This window comes from Leifsonia sp. 2TAF2, assembly GCF_052115085.1.
In the GTDB taxonomy this organism is placed as follows: Bacteria; Actinomycetota; Actinomycetes; order Actinomycetales; family Microbacteriaceae; genus Leifsonia.
The window spans coordinates 20,391-41,038 of sequence record NZ_JBFRFY010000001.1 but is presented as its reverse complement, the minus strand read 5'-3'; the positions used below and the strand labels follow the sequence as shown (position 1 = coordinate 41,038).

The 20,648-nt window shown below is 70.2% G+C and carries 16 protein-coding genes; 5 read left to right on the top strand and 11 right to left on the bottom strand.

Annotated elements, in window-relative coordinates:
• Nucleotides 1–26: 26 nt before the first annotated feature.
• Together AB4Z18_RS00155 and AB4Z18_RS00150 are read right to left on the bottom strand one after the other, a co-directional pair.
• Entirely contained in the window at nt 27–689 is a 663-nt protein-coding gene (locus AB4Z18_RS00155) for an AfsR/SARP family transcriptional regulator (protein ID WP_441780674.1), read from the bottom strand.
• Between the two features lie 152 nt (nt 690–841).
• Complete coding sequence (locus AB4Z18_RS00150) at nt 842–1,399, bottom strand: GNAT family N-acetyltransferase (RefSeq protein ID WP_441780673.1); 558 nt, start codon at nt 1,397–1,399, stop codon at nt 842–844.
• Nucleotides 1,400–1,509: 110 nt separating this feature from the next.
• Here AB4Z18_RS00150 and AB4Z18_RS00145 point away from each other — a divergent pair, with 110 nt between their 5' ends.
• Complete coding sequence (locus AB4Z18_RS00145) at nt 1,510–2,352, top strand: alpha/beta hydrolase (RefSeq protein WP_441780672.1); 843 nt, start codon at nt 1,510–1,512, stop codon at nt 2,350–2,352.
• 24 nt (nt 2,353–2,376) lie between these two features.
• On the opposite strand, the gene AB4Z18_RS00140 is transcribed toward AB4Z18_RS00145, so the two are convergent.
• Nucleotides 2,377–2,742, bottom strand: coding sequence for an META domain-containing protein (locus AB4Z18_RS00140; RefSeq protein ID WP_441780671.1), 366 nt, complete (start codon nt 2,740–2,742; stop codon nt 2,377–2,379).
• A gap of 41 nt (nt 2,743–2,783) precedes the next feature.
• A complete protein-coding gene (locus AB4Z18_RS00135) occupies nt 2,784–3,314 on the bottom strand; it encodes a GNAT family N-acetyltransferase (RefSeq protein WP_441780670.1) in 531 nt (176 codons plus the stop codon).
• Between the two features lie 74 nt (nt 3,315–3,388).
• Here AB4Z18_RS00135 and AB4Z18_RS00130 point away from each other — a divergent pair, with 74 nt between their 5' ends.
• Both AB4Z18_RS00130 and AB4Z18_RS00125 read left to right on the top strand, forming a co-directional pair.
• The gene (locus tag AB4Z18_RS00130) at nt 3,389–4,261 is read left to right on the top strand and encodes a hypothetical protein (protein WP_441780669.1); all 873 of its coding nucleotides are present in this window, start codon (nt 3,389–3,391) and stop codon (nt 4,259–4,261) included.
• 213 nt (nt 4,262–4,474) lie between these two features.
• The gene (locus tag AB4Z18_RS00125) at nt 4,475–6,052 is read left to right on the top strand and encodes a response regulator transcription factor (protein WP_441780668.1); all 1,578 of its coding nucleotides are present in this window, start codon (nt 4,475–4,477) and stop codon (nt 6,050–6,052) included.
• Here the strand turns inward: AB4Z18_RS00125 and AB4Z18_RS00120 are convergent.
• The 4 genes from AB4Z18_RS00120 to AB4Z18_RS00105 all read right to left on the bottom strand — a co-directional run bounded on the left by AB4Z18_RS00120 (nt 6,028) and on the right by AB4Z18_RS00105 (nt 16,888).
• Nucleotides 6,028–6,609 (bottom strand): hypothetical protein, encoded by a 582-nt coding sequence (locus AB4Z18_RS00120; protein ID WP_441780667.1) that lies wholly within the window; start codon nt 6,607–6,609, stop codon nt 6,028–6,030. The genes AB4Z18_RS00125 and AB4Z18_RS00120 overlap by 25 nt on opposite strands.
• Before the next feature lie 174 nt (nt 6,610–6,783).
• The gene (locus AB4Z18_RS00115; protein WP_441780666.1) at nt 6,784–14,331 is read right to left on the bottom strand and encodes a DUF5979 domain-containing protein; all 7,548 of its coding nucleotides are present in this window, start codon (nt 14,329–14,331) and stop codon (nt 6,784–6,786) included.
• 164 nt (nt 14,332–14,495) lie between these two features.
• On the bottom strand, nt 14,496–15,221 hold the full coding sequence (locus tag AB4Z18_RS00110; protein ID WP_441780665.1) for an energy-coupling factor transporter transmembrane component T: 726 nt from the start codon (nt 15,219–15,221) through the stop codon (nt 14,496–14,498).
• Entirely contained in the window at nt 15,218–16,888 is a 1,671-nt protein-coding gene (locus tag AB4Z18_RS00105) for an ABC transporter ATP-binding protein (RefSeq protein ID WP_441780664.1), read from the bottom strand. The genes AB4Z18_RS00110 and AB4Z18_RS00105 overlap by 4 nt, the downstream gene beginning before the upstream one ends.
• Nucleotides 16,889–17,028: 140 nt before the next feature.
• Here AB4Z18_RS00105 and AB4Z18_RS00100 point away from each other — a divergent pair, with 140 nt between their 5' ends.
• Complete coding sequence (locus AB4Z18_RS00100) at nt 17,029–18,630, top strand: response regulator transcription factor (protein WP_441780663.1); 1,602 nt, start codon at nt 17,029–17,031, stop codon at nt 18,628–18,630.
• 15 nt (nt 18,631–18,645) lie between these two features.
• On the opposite strand, the gene AB4Z18_RS00095 is transcribed toward AB4Z18_RS00100, so the two are convergent.
• Nucleotides 18,646–18,927, bottom strand: a complete 282-nt coding sequence (locus AB4Z18_RS00095) for an antibiotic biosynthesis monooxygenase (RefSeq protein ID WP_441780662.1) — start codon at nt 18,925–18,927, stop codon at nt 18,646–18,648.
• Nucleotides 18,928–19,245: 318 nt separating this feature from the next.
• On the opposite strand from AB4Z18_RS00095, the gene ykgO reads away from it, so the two are divergent.
• Nucleotides 19,246–19,368: a type B 50S ribosomal protein L36 gene (gene ykgO / locus AB4Z18_RS00090; RefSeq protein ID WP_089907341.1), complete on the top strand. Its 123-nt coding sequence runs from the start codon at nt 19,246–19,248 to the stop codon at nt 19,366–19,368.
• Between the two features lie 63 nt (nt 19,369–19,431).
• Here the strand turns inward: ykgO and AB4Z18_RS00085 are convergent, their stop codons facing one another.
• Together AB4Z18_RS00085 and AB4Z18_RS00080 are read right to left on the bottom strand one after the other, a co-directional pair.
• A complete protein-coding gene (locus AB4Z18_RS00085) occupies nt 19,432–20,163 on the bottom strand; it encodes a flavodoxin family protein (RefSeq protein WP_441780661.1) in 732 nt (243 codons plus the stop codon).
• Nucleotides 20,164–20,197: 34 nt separating this feature from the next.
• Nucleotides 20,198–20,641: an AAA family ATPase gene (locus tag AB4Z18_RS00080; protein WP_441780660.1), complete on the bottom strand. Its 444-nt coding sequence runs from the start codon at nt 20,639–20,641 to the stop codon at nt 20,198–20,200.
• Between the last annotated feature and the right edge of the window lie 7 nt (nt 20,642–20,648).

Genomic DNA, 20,648 nt, shown 5'->3' with positions numbered 1-20,648 from the left:
GCGTCGGGGCGGGCAGGCCGCGGCCGTCAGGCGGGATGCACCACGACGGCCGCGTTCACGGCGCGCGCCAGCCGCGGGTCCGGTTCCACGCCGAGCTCCTCCTCCAACGTCCGGGCGAACGCCCGGAACCGAACCGCCGCCGCGTTCCGGTTGCCCTCGCGCAGGTGCGCGCGGATCAGCGCGTACGCCGCCGACTCCCGCAGCGGATCGGCGGCGAGCGCCGCGGTTCCCGCCTGCGTGGCGAGGGCGTGCATCCCGCGCTCGGTCATCGTGACGCAGGCGGCCTCGAGCGCCTGAACGCGCAGCAGGTGGAACGACGCCTGTGCTGGGATGACCCACTCCTCGTTCCAGCCGGGCAGCAGGTCGACCGAGAGCCGCTCGATCTCATCCATCGTCAGCGTCCCGCCATCGATCGCTGCGCAGGCCGCCGCGTGGATGCGCGCAAGGTCCACCTCTGCGTCGAGCCGGAGTTCGTCCCCTTCTGCGCGGATCCACTCCGCCGGAGTCTGCCAGATCGCTCGGCGCAGGTTCGCGCGTGCCTGCGCCTCCGGAACGTCCGCCCACAGCGTCCCGGCGACGAGCGAGCGCGACGCCACCGTGCCGTGAACGGCGAGGAAGGCCAGAAGCCTCCTCGAGGGCAGCGAGAGACGCGCGGGCGGAAAAACGCCCAGTCCTCCGACGACAGACACCCTTCGAGTCGGCTCCGTCATGTCAGGCAGCCCCCTGCCGACGCGCCGCGCCTCGGGCCGGCGCCAGTTTCCGCGACGCGAGCCGCTCCCCCGCCGCACGCTAAGAGTGGACCTGCCGCTCCACCCGCGTCAAGACAACGGTGACCCCGACGTCATTCTGCGCGGACGACGACCCGGTCGGGAGCCAGCCGGCCCACCTCCTGGAACCCGGCCTCCAGGAACGTGGGCAGAACACCCGGGAATCGGTTCTTCGTGGCTCCCGGTGCATCGGGGTCGACCGGATACGCCTCCACCGGCCTGCCGTGCTTCCGTGCCTCCCGCTTCGCTCCCGCGATCAGCGCGGCCATGACGCCCGCACCTCGGGCGTCCCGACGGATGAAGAAGCACGTGAGCGACAACGGATCGCCCTCGGGGAAGTCGAAGCGCGCGAAGCGATCGGTCAGGTACGCCAACTCCGACCGCGGGGTCAGACGAGCCCAGCCCACGGGTTCATCGCCGCGCAGAGCCAACAGGCCTGCGCGATCGCTGCGGACCTGCGCCTCGAGGTCCTCCGCGTTCCGGCTGCGGTCGCGGCGATGGTACTCGGGACCGAGCAGCCAGTACTGGCACCAGCAGCCGTTTTCGGCTCCGGCGCGCCCGAAAAGCCTGCGCACCTCATCCCACTGGAATGCGTCCGCGCGCACGATTCTGACGGGGACGGAACCGGTCATGTGTCCCATGATGCGCCGGACCTTGTGCCTCGGGCACCCGAACCAGCAGACTTCGGCCCAGCACCGTATTCGGTCAGCTGACCGGTCACTCAACCCGAAGGAGTCGCACCATGCCCCTGACCACCGCCGAACGTGACGAGATCGACGCCGCCAACGCTTCCGGACGCACGCCTGTGGTGTTCGTCCACGGCCTGTGGCTGCTGTCGAGCAGCTGGCAGCCGTGGCGTGCACTCTTCGAGGACCAGGGCTTTGCGACCCTCGCGCCCGGCTGGCCCGACGACCCGGAGACGGTGGAGCAGGCCAAGGCCGACCCGGACGCCTTCGCCGGCAAGATGGTGCGCCAGGTCACCGACCACTATGCGGAGGCGATCGACGCGCTCGACCAGGCGCCCGTGGTGATCGGGCACAGCTTCGGCGGCCTCATCGCCCAGAAGCTCGCCGGGGAGGCGAAGAACGCGGTGACTGTCGCCATCGACCCCGCTCAGTTCAAGGGCGTGACGGCGTTGCCCGCGACGGCTCTCAAGGCCGCGGCGCCCGCGCTGCTGACCTTCACCCACGCCAAGCATGGCGTCACCCTGACCTACGAGCAGTTCGCCTACGGCTGGACGAACGCGCTGCCGGAGGAGGAGGGCAGGGCCCTGTACGAGAAGTACCACGTCCCCGCCTCCGGGGTGCCGATCTTCCAGGCGGCCACCGCCAACTTCAACCCGTTCGCCGAGACCAAGGTGATCACCGACAATCACGACCGCGGGCCGCTGCTGCTGATCGCGGGGGCGGAGGACCACACGGTTCCGCAGGCTGTGGTCGAGAACGAGTACCGCATCCAGCTGAAGAACCCCGGCGTCACGGAACTGGTTGTCATCCCCGACCGAGGCCACTCCCTGATCATCGACTCGGGATGGCGCGAAGTCGCCGACGAGTCGCTGGAGTTCATCCAACGGCACGCCGCATAGGTCACCGGACGAAGAATCGGCCCCTCAGCGCTTGTCGAGGGTGCCGATCTTCGTGCCCCCGGACCGGTAGACGACGAGGGTGTCCCCATCGACCTTGGCCGTGTCGGCGAGGTTGAGCCAGGGCGTGACACCCTCGCAGGCCTTCAGCGTGGAGGCGAACGGCCCGAACGTGAAGGTGTCTCCCGAGACGGTGCCCTTTCCCTTGAGCGGGTTGCAGCCGTCCGTGCCGGAGAACGACCCGTCGGACTCGATGGTCAGCGACGGCTTACCGGTGGCCACTTCACCCCAGTCGCCGGTGAAGGAGGAGCCGGACGACGAGCAACCGGCCAGGAAGGTCAACGCCGTGGCGACGGTGACGGCGAACACAACTCGAGCGAATCGCGTGGTCATGGCTGAAACCTAGCGGGCCGGAGCGTTTCGCGGAATGACTCTTACGCCGCGAGGTCGAGGACGTAGGTCTGCAACTCGAGCTCCCTGCCGTCGGGCAGCACGATGACGCCTTCACGCTCGGACCGCCGGCTGAACCCCAGCTTGCGGTAGAGCGCGTGGGCGCCCAGCATGTCCGGCCCGCTGTTCAGGACCACAGCCCGGTCGCCCCGGCGCGCTGCCTCCTCCATCGCGAAGCGCGTCAGCGCCGCCCCGACGCCGCGTCCCCGGGCGGACGGATGCGTGGCCAGCAGCCGGAAGTAGAGCTCACCCGGGTGGATGTGACCGTCGAAGTCATGACCGGGCTTGAGCAACGCGATGGTGCCGACGAGCTCGCCCGAGTCGGCGTCCTCCGCCACGAACACGTCGAAGTCGTCGAGCAGTGCCTCCGGATGCTTCAGCTCCTCGCGGTAGTGCGCGGGCAGGTCGTCGTAGTCGTGGGTGTAGGCGGCGTGCGTCAGCTCGCCGATCCGGGCGTACTCGGTCGCGGCGGCTGGGCGGATTCGGATCGTGGATGCACGGACGGTGTCAGTCATGGTGGTTCCATTCTCTTCGACGAATGGCCTTGCTCCGCTAGAGTCTGACTGTCCGAGGCAAGGAGGGGGGATCGATGCGCTCGTCGCTTCCGTCCGCGCCCGACTCCCCGGTCCGTCCCTCTCACTCCCTCCTGCGTGCGGCGCTCCTCGGTCTCGCCGGAGCCGGCATCCTGACCGTCCTTGCGCTGCTGATGCAGTCTCCGGCGGCGTCGGCCCAGGAACGGCCGGCCGCCGATTCGACCTCAGGTCACGGCGCTGCCGGCGGCGGTGGCCTGCTCGGTTCCGTGCTCGCGCCCGTGACCTCGAGTGTCGACACACTCGTGAAGTCCGTCCCGGTGGTGGGCGGCACTGTCGACTCGCTTCTCGGTTCCACACCCACGAGTTCGATCACGACGCCCGTGGTCGGAGCGGTCGACCACATCGTGGACGGTGTTGTCGGGGTGGTGACGGCTCCCGGTGGCGGCTCCTCGGCTCCCGGGACACCGGCGCCGCCCGGTGGCGACGGGTCCGCTCCGCCGGCGGAACCAGGCGGCGACGACACGTCGACCGCTCCTGCGCCCTCCCACGTCACGGCACCCCAGGCGACGACGCCAGCGGCGGCCTCTGCGCCGTCCGTCGCTCCATCGGTCGGAGCCCGCCCCGAATCCTCCGCCGCCACGGGATCCCCCTACGCAGCACCTGTCGGTGCAGGCACAGCGGCATCCACCAGCGGGTCCGCCGGGAACGGTGCGCCGGCTGTCGATCCGCCCGCCCAGCGCCACTTCCCCGGCGAGGCGGCCGCGGCGGGCGGCGTCCCCATTTCCTCCGGTTCGTCCTCTTCGGCTCCTGCTGCTGAGCTGAACGGCGCGTGGCTTCCGCCCGCCGTGCCGGGCGCGAAATCCTTCCCTTCGTCGTCAGATCGCCCTCCGACAGCACCGCCGGGCGAACACGACGTCAGTCCTGGCTGATCCCTCCCCTCCGGTCGGAGGCGCTTCGCCTCCCCTTCCGGTAGCGGCCCGAACACGGTGCTGCGCCGGCTCGATGGGCGCCCACTCGGGGCGCGGAGCCGACGCGCCGACATGCACTGCGGGGCCGGAGCGAGCGCGTTCGCCTCCTCGGACATCGTCGCGCCGTTCCGCCCTGCCGCGTGAACGCGCGTCCAGATTGTCGGAGGACGGCTCGTGGAACGAGCGAATGACACGACCAGCCGCACGAGCGGCTGGTCCCAACTGAATGAAGCACTGCGGTCGAGCACGACCGCTCAGGCCGCCGAGGTCGCCCGGGAGCACTGGTTCGACCTTCTCGCCTGGCCCGTACACGGCGCGGACCCTGTCGGGCGCCATCCCGACAGTGCGGCGGACGAGCCGGTGCTCGCCGCACTGTTCGCGCTGATGGCGCTCGACGACCGCTCGGGCGGATGGAGCGCGTTCCGGCGGTGGAAGGCGGCGATTCCCGCGCTCGACGACCCGGCTGAGATGCTGCCGACGATCGACCGCGCGATCATCCTGGCGACGAAGGCCGAGCTGCACCGACGGGAGGGGCGGCCCGAATGGGCCGCCACAGCGGCGCGCGCCGGGATCGCCGAACTCGACGCCCTCCCCGTAGTGGGTGCGGACCACGCCGACACCGTGAGCGGGCTGTACGCCCGGTTCGGCGCATCCCTCCTCGACACGTCCCCGCTCGACGGGGCAGCGACAGGAGAGGCCCTCGACACCTTCGTCAAAGGCCTCGAGTCCGCGCGTGACCAGGCTCTGTCGTCTGCATCAGCGAACCTCGCAATGCTCGCGTCCGTTCACGCGCGTCAGGGCGACACGCGCCGGGCACGGAACATACTGGCGGCGGCCGCGGACACCGCACCCATCCGGCCGGACGATGCCGCGATGTTCCGCACGGCGGAGGCGATCCTTGCCGTCGACCGGCTGGATGCGCCGACCGCCACCGGACTGCTGGCGCGCGTGGCCCCCGCCACCGGACGCGCCGGACACTGGATGCCGTACGTCCTGGCCACCGCGATGGCTGAACTCCTGAACGGCTACCCCGGCCGCGCGCTGGCGTTCCTCGACCAGTCCGTCCGGGAGGGCGGCCCGGAGGGACGCACGGAGGCCGGGAGAGGCGCCCTAGCGCCGGCCCGTGCCGTTCTGCAGCTGTCTCTCGGTCATCCCGATGCAGCCTCGGCCGTTCTCCGCAGGGAGCCGGTCGGGGATGTCGGCCGCCGGATCGGCACCGCCCGCGTCGAGTTGGTGCTCGGCCGCCACGGCGCCGCCCTGCAGCAACTCCGGCCCCTCTCGGCGATGACGATGTCGATCCGCGAGAGCGCCGAGGCGTCTGCGCTGGAGGTGGCCGCTCTGCTCCGTTTCTCTACCGAGAAGCGGGCGGCTCCGGTGCTGGACCACCTGGGTGCGCTCCTCTCGAACAGCAGGGAGCTGCTCCTCCCGCTGGCACTTCTGCCGCCGCAGGATCTGACGAAAGTGGCGCGGGCGCTGGGCTCCCTCGGCTTCCAGGAGATCGCGTCCGCCCCGGGGCTGCGCTCAGTGCTGCCCGATGCCGGACCCGGAGTCTTCCTGACGCGCCGGGAGACGGCGGTGCTCACCGCCCTCCTGGTCCATTCGTCGCACACGGCCATCGCATCGCAGCTGAGCGTGTCAGTGAACACGGTCAAGTCGCAGCTTCGGAGCGTGTACCGGAAACTCGACGTCTCGACGCGCGATCAGGCCATCGCCGTCGCACTGGAGCGTCACCTGCTGGTCGAGAAGGAGTGAGGCCGCATGACGCCGGCCTTCAGCACCCGCGTCCCGATCGCCCACGCCACCGCCACCGCGGCGAGCTGTCCGGCCAGCCGCCCCAGCAACGTGAGCAGGAGGATCGGCACGGCCAGATCGTCGGGCGACATGACCGGCAGCGAGACCAGGAACAGCAGCACAGCCGTGACGACCGCCGCAACGATGTGGTGCCACGGCCGCACCTGTCCGCGACGACCGAGCAGCAGCAGGGTCAGGTCGAAACCCAGGCCGGTGATCACCAAAGGGACGAGGATGAGCACCCCCAGCGGCGTGAGCCCGATTGTCAGGATCCCGACGAGAGCGCAGGTGACCGTCGTCGCCCACGCGAACCCGACCAGCCTCCTGGCCAGGAACGGCAGCACGCTGTGCACCCCGGCCACCAGCGCGTACGCCGGCGGGAACAGTGCGGCGAGCATCGCGGTCACCGGCGCGAGGAGGATGAGCAGCAGCGCGCCCAGGGCGGCGAACGCCGCGATGATCAGCAGCGACCGCGTGCTGATGCGGCGTGCTGCGGGGCGGGGTGACCTCTGGGTCAAGCAAACCTCCGTCGAGAGTGCGGGAGTTACCATCCTGCACGCTCGACCGGCCGGTCCAGCGTGTGGACACGGCATGACGGTTGCGGCGGGGAGGTTCCCGTCCTCCCCGCCGCTCGACGGAGAGGGCTTACCCTTCCCCTCCTTCGGCCGGTCGCCGACCAGATTCCGTCTGGTTCATCGCTTCCGGAGTCGTGGCCGCCGACGCAGCAGCATCAGCCCGGCGCCGGCGATCAACGCCGCCAGCGCGGTCATCGCCCACCCGAGCGAGCCGAACAGGTCGCTGCCGGTGCTGGCGAGTCCGTGCACAGCCGGATCGGTGACCGTGGCGCACGCCGCCGCCCCGTCGCCGCACTGACCGTCACCCGTCGAGGGATCCCACGGTCCGTCCTGCGGGTCCAGCGTGGCCTTGTTGGTCGTGTCCTGCGGCGCGATGAGTGTCGCGACCACCCGGATGCTCGCGGACGCGCCCTTCGCGATGCCCGGGATCACCCAGTGCAGTCCGCTGCTCGTCGTCGTCGCGCTCGGCGTCGTGCTGACCGTTCGGAGCCCACCGGGCATGACATCCGTCACTCCGACATCCTTGGCGTCGATCTGTCCGTCGTTGGTGACGGTGATCGTGTAGACGATCGTGTCTCCGACGGCCGCGGTCGAGCGGTCCGCCGTCTTCGCGATGCGGAGGTGACCCACGTCGAAGCGGTTGGTCACGGTGACCGTCACGGGTGCCCCTGCTCCGATCGCCACGGTGCCGTCCTTCGGGTCCATCGTCGTGGCCGTCGCGAGGCCCGCGTCGGTCTCCTCGACCGCGCAGGATGCGCCGACGATGAGGCCGTCGATGGTGGCGGTGTAGCCGTTGTCCTTCGACAGGACGACCTTCCCGCCATCGGCCAGCGCGATCGGGGTGACCACGCCATCCACGTCGTAGCTGCAGGTGACCTGCATGGTGAAGGGGCCGGCGCCGAACTTCGCCACGCCGTCGCCGATGCGCTTCTTGTCGATGACGAGCGAGCCGGTGTCGAACGTGTTGGTGATCGTCACCTGGGCCGGGGCGCCGACCGGCACCGTGACGCCGGCCGCCGGAGCGATGGCCACAGCGGTGGCTCCGCCGGCGCCTGTCTCAGTGGTGTCGCAGTGAGCGCCCTGGATGAGGCCGGTGACGCTCGCGGTGTAGCCGTTGGCGTCATCCAGCGTGACGACGCCGGCATCGGGCAACGGGATGGTCAGCGTCTGGCCGTCCTTCTGCCAGGTGCAGACGAGCTGCGCGGTGAAGGGGCCAGAGCCGTACCGGGCGACGCCGTCTCCGGTGCGCTCCTTGACGATGCTGACGCTGCCGGCCGAGAACGTGTTGGTCACGCTCACCGTCACGGTCGGGACCGAGCCGTCGGCCGCTCCCGGGATGGTGACGGTCGGCGTGTCCACCGTGCTGCCCGTCGCGCCGCCGTTCGTGGTCTCCACCACCGAGCACGCGGTGCCTGCGGGGTAGAGGCCCGGAACGGTCAGCGTCTCGCCGCCGACGATGCTGAGATCGCCATCGAACAGGGTCTGGTCACCGTCGTAGACGCAGGTGACGTGCACCGTGAACGGGCCGTCTCCGTAGCCCGCCGCCGCGTCCCCGTCCACGATCTTGGTGATCGCGAGGGCGCCGGCCGCGTAGTGGTTGACGATCTCCGCGTCGGTCGGCTGAGCGCCGTCGCCGAGCGTCACCGTCGCCTGCGAGCCGTCGGTCGCTGCCGCGCCGTCGATCGAGAACCCGACATGGTTCGGGGTGGCTGCGGCGCCATCCGCATCCGTCTCGGTCACGACGCACTTCGCGTGCGCCGGCAGGCCGGCGATGGTGTGCGACCCACCGTCCTGCAGCGTGAAGGCGGCGTCAGCGGCGACGAGCGGGATGCTCTGGCCGAGCGGCGCCGTGCAGACCACGCCGACCCCGAAGGGCCCGAACGAGCCCGCCGTCGCGGCGGTGTCGACGTGCTTCGTCACCACGAGGTCCGTGGTGGGGTAGTCGTTCACGATCGCGACCTTCTGCGCATCCGACACCGGCGCAGTGGCATCCGCTGCGGCGATCGTCACCGTGCCCGGCGTCACGCTGCGGCTCGCCTCGCCGTACGAGCCGTCGGCGCCGTGCTCCACGATGGCGCACTGGGCGCCGGTCGGGATGCCGTCGATCCGGGCCGTGTACTGGTTCGCCGCGCTCAGCGTGACGGCAGCCTTGGCGCCGAGGCCGACGGCGACGCCGCCCACCGTGCAGGAGACGTCGGCCTGGAAGCTGGTCGGCGCATACTGCGCCGCCGCACCGGTGACGGTCTTCGTGATCTGCAGCGGGCCCCCGGTCAGGATGACTCCTGCCTTGATCGGCTCCTGCGGACCGGCCGGCTGCGAGCCCGACACGTAGGTCGGGTAGAAGCCGAACGAGTTCCAGGCGCGCACGCCGGTGACGGGTGCGCCGACCGGTGCGCGGTGGTCGTTCGCCGTCGTGGTGGGCACGTTGGTGCTGGTGTACGTCACCTTCACCGCCGCGCCTGCCGCCAGGGTGCCGGTCGCGGTACCGGTGAAGTCGAACACCATCTTCACGCCGGTCACATCCGCCGCCTGGATGGTCGAGCCGACCTGGCTCGACGGCAGCCACGAACCCGCGGCGCAGGACTTGCCCGGCGTGATGTCATCGGCGCACGGCTTCGCCGCGGTGGTGACGTACCAGGTCATGATCGCCCCGGCGGCATCCGCCGACGGCACGAAGGTCAGATCGCCGTTGAACCGCGGGGTGTAGACCGATCCGCGCGCGGAGGAGTCGACCACGCCGACGTCACCCGGGTACGGGAACACGTCGATGGCCGTCAGCGCCTTGGCGGCGACGTTTCCGCCGTTCACCATGTCGAGCTTCCAGTCGTCGACCGCGCCGATCGCGCTGACCGCCGCGCAGGGGTAGCGGTAGTAGCCGTCGGTGTCCGCGGTGCAGGGGATGGCCGGGTTGACGATGTTCTGCGCCAGACCGGTCGACGACTTCACGCCCTTGGAGGCGGTGAACGATCCCTGCGAGAGGGTGGTCACGACGTTGTTGGTCGCGCACGTGTTCGCGGTGAAGCTCACCGGGCGTCCGTTGCTCGGGTTCAGAGCGGTGCAGTCGGCGGAGGTCAGCTGGCGGTCCGTCGTCACCCCGAAACCGTTGAGCGCGGTCGAGGCGGGGGCGAGCCCCGGCTTGATCTGCAAGCCGATGGTGATGCTGTAGGTCTCACCCGGCGCGAGCTGCGATCCGGCTGGCCAGGCGAACCGAATCGTTCCGGAGGCCGCGTCGTAGGTGCGGACGATCGCCGCGCCGTCCACCGGCAGCGTTCCTCCGGTGGACGTGCTGTACGTCGGGACGTTGGTGGGCACGAAGAGCAGCGAACCGTCGGCCGGCAGGGTGTCGGTCACGACCGGGTTCGGCAGGATGCCCGTTCCCGTGTTCTTGAACCGGAGCGTCCAGTTGACCTCGCGGCCCGATGCCGCCTGTCCGGGGCTCGTCTTCTCGACGGCCAGCTTGGCCGTTCCCGGGTCTACGCTGAAGGTCGCGGTGGCCGTGGCCTGCGGAGCGACGACGCCGTTGTACGAGGCGTCGGCCGTCACGGTGTCGGAGATGATCCCCGGCACGGTCTCGCCCGGCATCGGCTGGGTGACGACGGTCGAGGTGACCGGTCCGCTGCCGTCGCGGAGCGTGGTGCGCAGCGACAGGTTCAGTTGCACGTTGTCGACGTTGTTCGATGCGGCGAAGGAGGCTCCGTCGGCACGGGTGTACGTGAACCGGAGCCCGGTGACGTCGCTCGCCGACACACCGGCCGGGAGCGCTGCGGACCCGATGGCCGTCGGCGTCCCCGCCTGCCACTGTGCCGAGGCGCCCCAGCCGGTGCGCGCATCCACCTGCACCCGGTCGGCGCCCGTCGGCGTGTTCGGCAGCGTGAACGACTTCAGGGTGAAGGCGTTCCAGAACGTGTCAGCCGCATCCTGGATCACCAGCACCTTCGGCGCGAGCGTCCCGGTCGAGCGGGCGCGCAGGTTGACCTGGATCGGGTCGGCCGGCTTCGCCTGCAGCGTGCTCGTCGGGTTGAACGACTTGCCCGTCGTGACCTGCAGGTTGCCGTTCTGCAGGGTCAGAGTGGTGCCCTGCTGGTCGGCCGCCTGCACGCCGGGGTAGACGTCGTCGTGCAGCGTCGCGTGGGCGGTGTTGTCGATCATGCCCGGGATGGGAGCCGTCCCTCCGGTGCGCGTCGTCTTCCGCAGCTGCGCGGTCAGCGTGAGGACGACCTTCTGCTGCGGCGCGATGGTGCCGCCGGTGCCGTCCGGCCCCTGGGCGTTGGTACCGCGGAACAGCGAGCTGACGCCGACGACATCGCTCAACTGGGCCGGCGGAAGAGCCATGGCAGCCGCGATGCTCAGCGTCTGGGTCGTCTCGGTCCCATCTGCCGCGCGATGCAGCAGCGAGACGCTGCTCTGCGAGGTCTGCACGCCAGCGGCCTGGCTCAGGTCGACGACGATCTTGGTCAGGGTGAGCTGCTCGAACGGATTGGCGGCGGCGTCATACGGCGCGAACACGCACGGATTCGTGGTCGTCGCGTTGGTGCACTCCGCCGGGTCCGACAGACGCAGCTGCCAGGTGCTGCTGTTCGACGTGTTCACGGCCGAGGTCGTGTACGTCGTCGTCGGGTAGTTGGCCGCGGGCACATCCGGCTGCGGGATGACCAGCGTCTGCGGCGACGCGGTCTTGGTCACCTTGGTGGTGAAGGTCGGGTCGACGATCGTGACGTGGTCGTTCGCGTCGCGGCTGGTGGGCGCGCCCGTGAACGGCTGGGCGCCGACCCGGACGGTGTTGTCCACGGCACCGGGCGAGCCCGCCAGGTTGTACGTGCGCGTCCCGGTCACCCAGTCCGTCGGGGTGCTGCCACGGACGCTGTTGCGGATGGTGAGGTCGAGGTGCATGGTCCGGCCGCCCGGCTGGGTGCTGGCGCTCATGCTGGCCACGCCGCTGCCGACGGCCGGCGCTGTCGGGTCACCGGTCGAGGAGATGCGCGCGGCCCGGTTCGGGCTCTCGATCACCGTCAGGCGCACGCCCTGGGTGGAGGCCCGCTCGGCGGACGTCAACGTGTAGCCGGGGAAGATGCCGTCACAGGTGTTGGCGGAGACGCAGGCCTCCGACGTGATGTCGTTCCACTGCGTGCCGTCGAAGAGCTCCACCTTCGAGACCTTGTCCCAGCGGATGAGCGGGTCGAAGGCGGCGCCCTGCGTCACCGTGGGGGTGATCGCGTCGATGCGCGCGAGGTCGAAGGCCTGGAAGACGCTGCCGTCGACCGGGCTCGGCACGGCCGGGTCCTGGATGGTCATCGACTGCATCCCGCTGACCTGGCTGCCCCAGCCCAGCGTCACGCCGGTCGTGGTTCCGGACTGGGCCTGCAGCACCTTCGTGCCGTCCCAGCTCTTGGAGGCGAGCAGCGAGCCGGGGCCGCCCTGGGTGGCCTGGACGTCGACCGTTGCGCAGTCGACGGCCGGCTGGCTGATGACCGTCGTCCCGCCGGCGACCTTCCCGCTCGCCAGGCTCTGTGCGCAGTTCTGGTAGGGCGTGGTGGCCGGGTAGGCGCCGGGGTTCGTGGGTCCGGAGCCGTCGCGCAGGTCAGCGCGGGCGGTGAAGCCGATGGCGGGCTTGACGTTGGTCGCCTGGCCGAAGCCGTCGCTGTCGGTGAAGGTGAAGCGCAGGCCGCGGAGGTCCGCGTGGGTGGTCCCGGTGGGAAGCACGCTGTCGAGCACCGCGGAGTAGGTCTTGGAGGCAGCGGTCGCATCCACGACCGTCAGCGTCTTCCAGGTGGTGCCGTCGGTCGTGTACTCGATCGTCAGGGTCGACCCGGACGGCACGGCCGTCGAAGCGATCGAGGTGGCGTCGAACGCGTTCCAGTACGGCGCGTTCGCGGTGTCCTGCGGCTCGCTGACGACGATGGTGTTCGGTCGCACCGAGCTGGTGCCCGTCGGCGTCTGGGCCGAGAGCTGCACCAGGGTGGTGCCGCCGGGGATGACCGTGCTCGGCGTCACGGTCTTGTCAAGCGTCAGCTTCACCTCGGGGAAGTAGACGTCGAGGTTCGCCGTGGCGTCATCCGTCGCCGTGCCGGCCGGGTTGGCGCCGGTGACGGTGACGGTGTTCGGGTAGCTGACGAAGCCGGAGCCGGTCGGGCCGGAATCCGTCGTGGTGTTCACGGTGAAGGGGATGGTGGCGGAGGCGCCGGTGGCGATCGTGCCCGTGTAGACGACCTGGAAACCGGTCAGGTACTGACCGCCGGTGAGCGTCGGGGCGGCGGGCAGGCCGGAGGCTGCATCGAAGGACGAGTCGGCCGGAGCGGTACCCGTGTTGACGAACCACTGCACGGTCGCGCCGGTCGCGCCTTGCGGCCAGGCCGCACCCGTCGCGAAACCGCCGAAGGTGACCTTGTCGGTGAAGAAGCTGCCGGTTCCGGGCTCACGGACGGTGAGACTCATGAGCGGACCGGTGGAGGTGTTGCGCGCGACGAGGGTTCCGACGGAGGACTCGCCCGCCGGGATCTGCCGCTCGACGAACGACTTGTCGGCCGCGACGCTCACGGTCAGCGGGGCCACGACCTGCTGTGCCGAGGCCGGAGGCGCCTGGCCGTCGCCATTCGGCGTGCTGACGCTCGCGCCGACCTGGTTGGTGCGGGTGCCGCCGGTCACGAGGCTGGCGGCGGTGGTGCGGTCGGTGGCGCGCTGGGCGAGGGTGAGAGCGACCGAGCCGGCCGCGCCTCCCGCCGCGATGGTGTCACCGGTGCTGGAGGAGAACACGAACTGGAGTCCGGTCACGTCGCCCGGCTGCACGCCGGCGGCCAGCTGCGGCGTCGCGCCGACGGGGCCGGCGGCCGGGCCGCCCGCGGTGAGGGCGATCACCTGCACCTGGTCCGAACCTTCCGGGAACGTCACGGCGCCGAATCCTGCCAGGTCGTAGTACGAGAAGGTGCTGCTGGGCGCCGCCGGATCGGTGGGCTCGGCGATGGTGAGGCTGGTGGCCGGGATGTTGGACGTGTTCGTCACGGACAGCGCGACCTGCGAGGTCTCGCCCGGGTTGTACTGCGTCGAACCGGGCGTCCAGGTCTTCGAGACGCTCGCCTGGATCACGTCCGGCACGTGGACGGTGACCGGCACGGCGCCGCTGACCGTCGAGGCATTGGTGGCCTGGAACGTGGCCGTGTTGGTCAACTGGACCCCGTCGAAGCTCTTGTCCACATCCGCCGGCATCGTCACCTGGATCTGCACCGACCCGGTGGTGCCCGCGGCGAGGCCCGTGCTGGCCGGGACCGTGTTGGGCACGTTGTCCGCGAACGCGACCGTCACGGTGTTGCCGTTCACGGTCGTGGTCACGCTGCCCGCGCCCACCACGTTCGGCTTGCCGACGATCTGCAGCGGCGCCGGGACCGGATCGGTCAGCGTCGCGTTCACGCAACCGGTGGTCGTCGACGAGCAGCCGTAGTTGAGCGTGTAGAGGAAGCTCTGGCCCGGCTCCACCTCGGTGACATTCGCCGTCTTGGAGAGGTTCAGCACACCGGAGCCGAGGTCGTCGGCGTTGGCCGCGGGGACCCCGAGGGCGACGGCGCCGATCAGCGCCAGCACGATGCCGGCGGCGACACTCGCCGGAGCGCGAAGCGTGCGGCGGCTGTGGCGGCCGGGGGAAAGGAGCAGGAGGGAACGCAGACGGGTAAGCAAAGCGGTGTCCTTCGGGCAGAACGGGGCGGGCGCGCGGGAACACGACCGGAATCGGGATTTACACAGAGTGTGTCGATATCCCGGGCCCGAACGGTCGGATTTCACCCTCGATTCACCCTGGGCGGGCCGGAATCACCCCCGGGTGGGGGCGGTTTCCGGGTCGTTCAGACCAGAACCAGCACGCCTGCCGTCACGACCCAACCCGTGACCACGAACCCCGTGTCGACCGTGCGCCACCGCACCGGCCGTCGTTCCGTCCGCCGCGGATGCGCGCCGAACGCCCGCGACTCCATCGCCAGCGCGACGCGATCGGCGTGCCGGATGCTCGACACGAGAAGCGGCACCACCGTCGCGGCAGCCCGCCGCACCGCAGCGATCGGGCCGCGGCCGGGGAACACCCCGCGCACCCTCAACGCCTGCCGGATGAGGGTGAGTTCCGCAGCAGACCGCGGCACGAACCGGAACGCCGCGACCGCCGTCTGGCTGAAGCGATACGGAATGCGCAGCTGCGCCGTGAGCGCCCGCGCGAAGTCGGGACCGCTGGTCGTGAGCCCGCCCACCAGACCGAGGGCGACGAGCGCTCCCAACCGCACACCCGTCGCGAGCCCGGCGCCGAACGAGGGCGCCCACAGCGCGAACCCGAGGGACGTCACGAGGACGCCGGCCGGGAAGGCGACCAGCAGAAGCAGGAGCGCCCCTCCCCGCGGCCGCGCCCCGACGAGCACGAGCAGGAGGGCGGCGAGCGCGAGCGCGAGCGATACGCCGATGTCTCGCGCGACGAGCAAGCCGATCCACGCCGGCACGACCGCCGCGAGCTTGGCCAACGGGTTGAGTCGGTACAGGAACGCGCTGGGCGGCGCCACAGTAAGGAGGAGGGCCGGTGCCGTCATGGCGCCCCCGGCAGGTCGGTCAGCCGCGTCAGGCCGCGAAGCCCGGCAGGGATGCGGGGTCCGGCCAGAGCCCGCGCGAGCGGCGGCTGCCGCAGCGCGTGCTCCTCGAGCAGGCGCCGGTCGCCCAGGATGCGGGCGGTCTCGCCCTGAGCGACCACCCGCCCGCCGTCGAGGATCACCATGCGGGTCGCGTATTCGCCGATCAGCCCGAGATCGTGCGTGACCACGATGACGGTCGTGCCCTCGTCGTTCAACCGCGCGAGGAGGTCGAGCAGCTCGTTCGCGCGCGCGTGGTCCTGGCCGAACGTCGGCTCGTCGAGCACCAGGATGGGCGCATCCTCGATGAGAGCCGTGCCGACCGAGAGACGGCGCTTCTGCCCACCGGAGAGCAGGAAGGGATGGGCCGTGCGCTGAGCGCCCAGGTCGAGCCGGGTCAGCATCCGCTCGACCCGATCCCCGATCTCGTCGTCTGTGAGCCGCCGCCGCCGCAGTCCGAAGGCGAGCTCCGCCTCCACGGTATCGGCGATGAACTGGTGCTCCGGGTTCTGAAAGACGAACCCCACCGCCTGCCGGACCGACCGTCCGGCCCTGCGGGACGGATCCATCCCGAGCACGTCCACCGACCCGCGCGGCGCGCGGCGCACCCCCGCGAGCAGCTGGACGAGCGTCGACTTCCCGGCGCCGTTCGGCCCGACGATGGCGACGAACTCGCCCCGATCCACCTGCAGCGAGACGTCGTCCAGGATGCGGCGGTCGCCGACGGCCACCGTGAGGTCGCGGACGGCCACCGCGGGGTCCGGTGACGAGGGCACCACGGCCGCAGGCCCCTCCTGACCGCTGATGTCCGATCCGGCCAGCGCCTCCGACAACTCCACCGCCGTCAACGGCAGAACGTCGATCCGAACGCCCGCCCGCCTCAGCCGCAGAGCCGCCGACGTCGGAGCGGGAAGCCAGACGCCGAGCTCGTCCAGCTCCTCCGCGCGAGCCCGCAGCACTTCCCGCACCGGCCCTCTCGCGAACGGTCGCCCGCCGGCATCCAATACGAGCACCGTGTCCGCCACCGTCAACGCCAGGTCGATGTCGTGCTCGACCAGCACGATCGACCGGCTCGGGTCAGAGGCGATCAGTTCGCCGAGCAGACGATAGACCTCCTCCGCGCCCGCCGGGTCGAGGTTGGAGGTCGGCTCGTCGAGCACCAGGAGCGACGGCTGCATGGCGAGCGCGCACGCGATCGCGAGCCGCTGCTTGCCGCCGCCGGAGAGGATGTCCGGGGCGTCATCGCGCCGGTCCCAGAGCCCCACCGCACGGAGCGCCGCCTCGGCGCGGCGTTCGACGTCGGCTGCCGGCACGAGCAGATTCTCCGGACCGAAGCACACCTCGTCGAACACCGTGCGGGTCACGAGCTGCGCCTCCGGATCCTGGAACACCATCCCGACCCGAACGCTCAATTCAGCGATGCCCACCTCGGTCGTCGGCACACCGTCGATGGTCAGGGTCCCCTCCAGCTCCGCCGGGACGGCGTGCGGGACCAGCCCGTTGAAGGCCTGGGCGAAGGTCGACTTGCCGCAGCCACTGGGGCCGAGGACGAGCAGCACCTCGCCCGGGGAGACCTCGACGTCGACGCCGTCCGGTGTCCACGCGGATGCGCCGTCGTGGCGTACACGCACGGAGCTGGCCGCGGCGATCGGTTGCGGTGTCGTGGCTCTCCCCCTTCAGCAGCACAACGCTACGGCACGAATGTGCGACTGACTCGGACTCGGCGGAACATTCCGACCGGCCGTCCAGCACAATGGGATGCGGAGGGCAAGTGAGCGAGAACGCGAATCGTGGAATTGCATCGGAGCACACCTCCTCGGGACGGGACTCCCTCGACGCGCTGAAGGCAGCGGTCGATCGGACCGACTGGGAGGCGGCCTCGGCAGCCGTCCGGTCGGGGTGGTTCCCGTTGGTCAGTGAGCACGGCGAGGCGACACGGGTCCTCCTGGAGCGGGCTCCCGTCCCCGCGCTGCGATCGCAGCCGCTGTTGGCGATGATGCTCGGGCTGATCTACAACACGATGGGGTATCACCGCGTCCGGGCCCTGCGGTACTTCGTGATCGCCGTCCGCGCCGCGCGTGCCCCGCGCAACCTGACGTTGAACCCTGTCGACCGCGCCCTGATCCGGTCCGCAGAGGCAGCGGCCTATCGCCTGCTGGGACGGCTGGGGATGGCAGCGAAAGCGGCTCAGGCCGCGGTCGAAGCGCTGGATCGCCTCAGCGATGAGGAGCGCTCCGGGGTCCGGGATCTGCCCAGGATGTACGCGCAGGTCGGCATCTCCCTCTACTACAGCGGCGACACGGATCGCGCCCTGGAGACCTTCGCCAAGGGGCTGGCTGAGACGCCCACCACACCGCCCTCGTCAGGGTTCGGCAACCTGGCGATGACCGCCGGCATCCATGCGTTCCAGGGCGAGCTTCCCGAGGCCCGCGCCGCTGTCGAGTATGCGCGGATCGGCCCCTGGAACGATCGACAGCGCAGCATGTACACCGGAACCTTCTACCGGCTGGCGGAGGCCGTGCTCGCCCTGGAAGCCTTCGATGCAGCGGCAGCGCGGGCGCACCTGGACGCCCTGGTCCACGACCGCAAGACGATCGAGCATTGGATCGCCGAGGCCGAGGTGGAGGCCGCCGTCGGCCTGGTGGAAGGGCAGCCGGGGAAGGCCCTCGCCGGTCTGGAGGCCTACGTGTCGTTGCGAGGCGCGGAGGGCCGGTCCGCGACGGCGCGCGGCCGCCTCGCCCGAACCCGTTCACTCCTGCAGCTGGCGCTCGGAAACCCGGATGCGGCGGCGGCGATCGTCGAGCGGGACGCCCCTCCCGGTCCCCTTCGGCACATCGAGCAGGCGCGGGTGGACCTCTCACTGGAGCGGACAGGATCGGCCCTGAACCAGCTCAAGCTGGCGACAGCGCAGCACCTGACGCCCCGGGCTGCGGCCGAGGCCGCGGCGCTCGAGGCGGCCATCCTGACCCGGTTTCCTCCCACTGCCCGCAGCCGCGGGGTCGTCGACCACCTGGGTGCGCTGCTCGAGCGCACCGAGCAGCGCTTGGCTGTCACCCTGCTTCCGAGCAGCGACTTCACCAGGGTCACGGATGCGCTTCGCCACGCCGGTTACTCCGACCTGGTGGAGTCCGCGCCGCTCCGCGCGCTTCTCACGTCACGGGGGCCGGATCTGCTGCTCAGCAGCCGCGAACTCGCGGTGCTCGCTCGACTGCTGGAGACCGGATCCATCGCCGAGATCGCCTCGGCGTTGGTCGTCTCGTCCAACACCGTGAAGACGCAGCTGCGCAGCATCTACCGCAAGCTCGGGGTTACCAACCGGGAGGACGCGATCGCCGTGGCGCTCGATCGTCACCTCCTGGTGGAGCGCGACTGACCACGACCGGCCGGGTCAGCGCACCAGCCCACGCAGACTGTCGATGGGTCGCTCGTCCCACGTCGTGAAGGGGTCGTTGCCGACCTCGTCCATCAGCGCCCCTCGGGCTGCAGCCGCCGCATCAGCCGATTCCCACACCGCGATCCCCACGAACCGTCCGCTGTCGTCATCCACGACACCCGTCCACACCAGGCCCGGCTGGGATCGGGCTACGTGGCCGTAGCGCTGCATCGAGTCGAGCACCGCCGCGGGGTGTTCCGGCAGCGGTGTATGAACGGATACGACGGCGTAGGTCATCCTTCATTCGAGCACTTCACGCGCAACTCGTCCACCCCGCAGCTCCGGCCCGTGGGATGTGCCTTAATCGTTGTCACAAACCGACCACGGAAGTGGTCTGAGCTTGCGACACGTCCGGTCGAGCCGTGAGGTAAGAGCGGGAGCACCGGGTTTCAGGCGGCCCCACGGTAGCGCCAAGCAGAGCACGGCTGGTCCCTCCCGCCGCCGGACGTGCTCGCAATTGTGGGCGACTCGTGCGGCCCGGTGTTGTAGCCGCGGGTGAATAAATCACGGTCCTCCGTTGTTATTGAGAATAGGTTTCAACAAGGGAGGTCCGTCATGAAGGTACGCAACTCATTGAGCTCGCTCAAGGCGATGCCCGGCGCTCAGGTAGTGCGCCGCCGGGGCCGCACGTTCATCATCAACAAGAAGAACCCGCGGATGAAGGCCCGTCAGGGCTGAGCAGCACGCGGAAGGAAGGGCGCAGGGTCATCGACCCTGCGCCCTTCGTCGTCGCTCCGCTGCTCAGGACCGGTATTCGGGATTGGGGAAGTCGAAGCGCGTTCCGGCGTCCCACTCCCGGCGCTGGTTGCCGTAGGCGGGGAAGCCGCCCGCGTCCTTCAGCAGACGAGCGAGGTGGAGGAGGTTCCAGGTGAGGAAGGTCGTGTTCCTGTTGGTGAAGTCGTTGTCGAAGCCCACGCGACCGCCGTCGCCGAGGTCGTCGCCGTAGCTCGGGCCGGGGCCGGCCTCGCCGATCCATCCGGCGTCCGCCTGCGGCGGCACCGCGTAGCCGATGTGCTGCAGGCTGTACAGGATGTTGGACGCGCAATGCTTGATGCCGTCCTCATTGCCGGTGATCAGGCAGCCGCCCGTCCGGCCGTAGTAGAGCCATTGGCCCTTCTCGTTCAACTCGCTCGAGTGCGCATACAGCCGCTCGATCACCTTCTTGGTCTCGCTGCTGTTGTCGCCGAGCCAGATAGGGCCGGCGATCACGAGGATGTCCGCGGCGAGCACTCGGGGAAAGAGCTCGGGCCACGCATCCACCTCCCAGCCGTGCTCGCGCATGTCGGGGTAGACGCCGGAAGCGATCGGGTGGTCGACGGAGCGGAACTGATCGACCTCCACCCCGTTCTCGACCATGATCGACGCACTGGCGTCGATCAGCGACTGCGTGTGGCTGCGGCCCGGCGACCGGGTCAGCGTCGTGTTGATGAACAGTGCGCGCAGATCGCTGTAGTCGGTGTCCCGGGAGCTCATGGGTCACACGGTAGACAGCGTGCGGCAACCCTGGCTACAGAGTCATCGACCGTCGATCGCTCTCCTGAGGCGCTCGAGGGATGTGTCGAGATCGCCATCGACGGGCGTGACTCGAAGGATGTGCTGGCGACGGTCGACGAACCCTCGGTGACGCCGAACCAATTCGCAACACCACCTCGACGAACCGTGCACCCGATTTCACCGCCGCATCCTCGAGCTGATCGATGAACGTGGCGTTGACAAGGAACTGCGGGACGATGACGTCACTCCCGTGCGCCAGATGGTCCGCGATCATCGTGAGCGCGAGTTCACGCGCGCGAAGGCCCGCATCGACGGGGTGGGATTCCCAGTCGGCGATCATCGCCCTGAGGACATCCACGTCCAGCGACAGGGCCAGGGGGCGTTCGCGAGCCCAGAGGTGCGCGAGAGTGCTCTTCCCGGAAGCAGGGCCACCATTGAGGAGGACGAGGAGGGGCATCCGGACA

What these genes read in the sequence shown, in the direction of transcription:
- AB4Z18_RS00135 (WP_441780670.1), bottom strand. Translation starts at nt 3,314, where the DNA reads ATGACTGACACCGTCCGTGCATCCACGATCCGAATCCGCCCAGCCGCC.
- AB4Z18_RS00130 (WP_441780669.1), top strand. Translation starts at nt 3,389, where the DNA reads ATGCGCTCGTCGCTTCCGTCCGCGCCCGACTCCCCGGTCCGTCCCTCT.
- AB4Z18_RS00140 (WP_441780671.1), bottom strand. Translation starts at nt 2,742, where the DNA reads ATGACCACGCGATTCGCTCGAGTTGTGTTCGCCGTCACCGTCGCCACG.
- AB4Z18_RS00095 (WP_441780662.1), bottom strand. Translation starts at nt 18,927, where the DNA reads ATGACCTACGCCGTCGTATCCGTTCATACACCGCTGCCGGAACACCCC.
- AB4Z18_RS00145 (WP_441780672.1), top strand. Translation starts at nt 1,510, where the DNA reads ATGCCCCTGACCACCGCCGAACGTGACGAGATCGACGCCGCCAACGCT.
- AB4Z18_RS00085 (WP_441780661.1), bottom strand. Translation starts at nt 20,163, where the DNA reads ATGAGCTCCCGGGACACCGACTACAGCGATCTGCGCGCACTGTTCATC.
- AB4Z18_RS00110 (WP_441780665.1), bottom strand. Translation starts at nt 15,221, where the DNA reads ATGACGGCACCGGCCCTCCTCCTTACTGTGGCGCCGCCCAGCGCGTTC.
- AB4Z18_RS00080 (WP_441780660.1), bottom strand. Translation starts at nt 20,641, where the DNA reads ATGCCCCTCCTCGTCCTCCTCAATGGTGGCCCTGCTTCCGGGAAGAGC.
- ykgO (WP_089907341.1), top strand. Translation starts at nt 19,246, where the DNA reads ATGAAGGTACGCAACTCATTGAGCTCGCTCAAGGCGATGCCCGGCGCT.
- AB4Z18_RS00150 (WP_441780673.1), bottom strand. Translation starts at nt 1,399, where the DNA reads ATGACCGGTTCCGTCCCCGTCAGAATCGTGCGCGCGGACGCATTCCAG.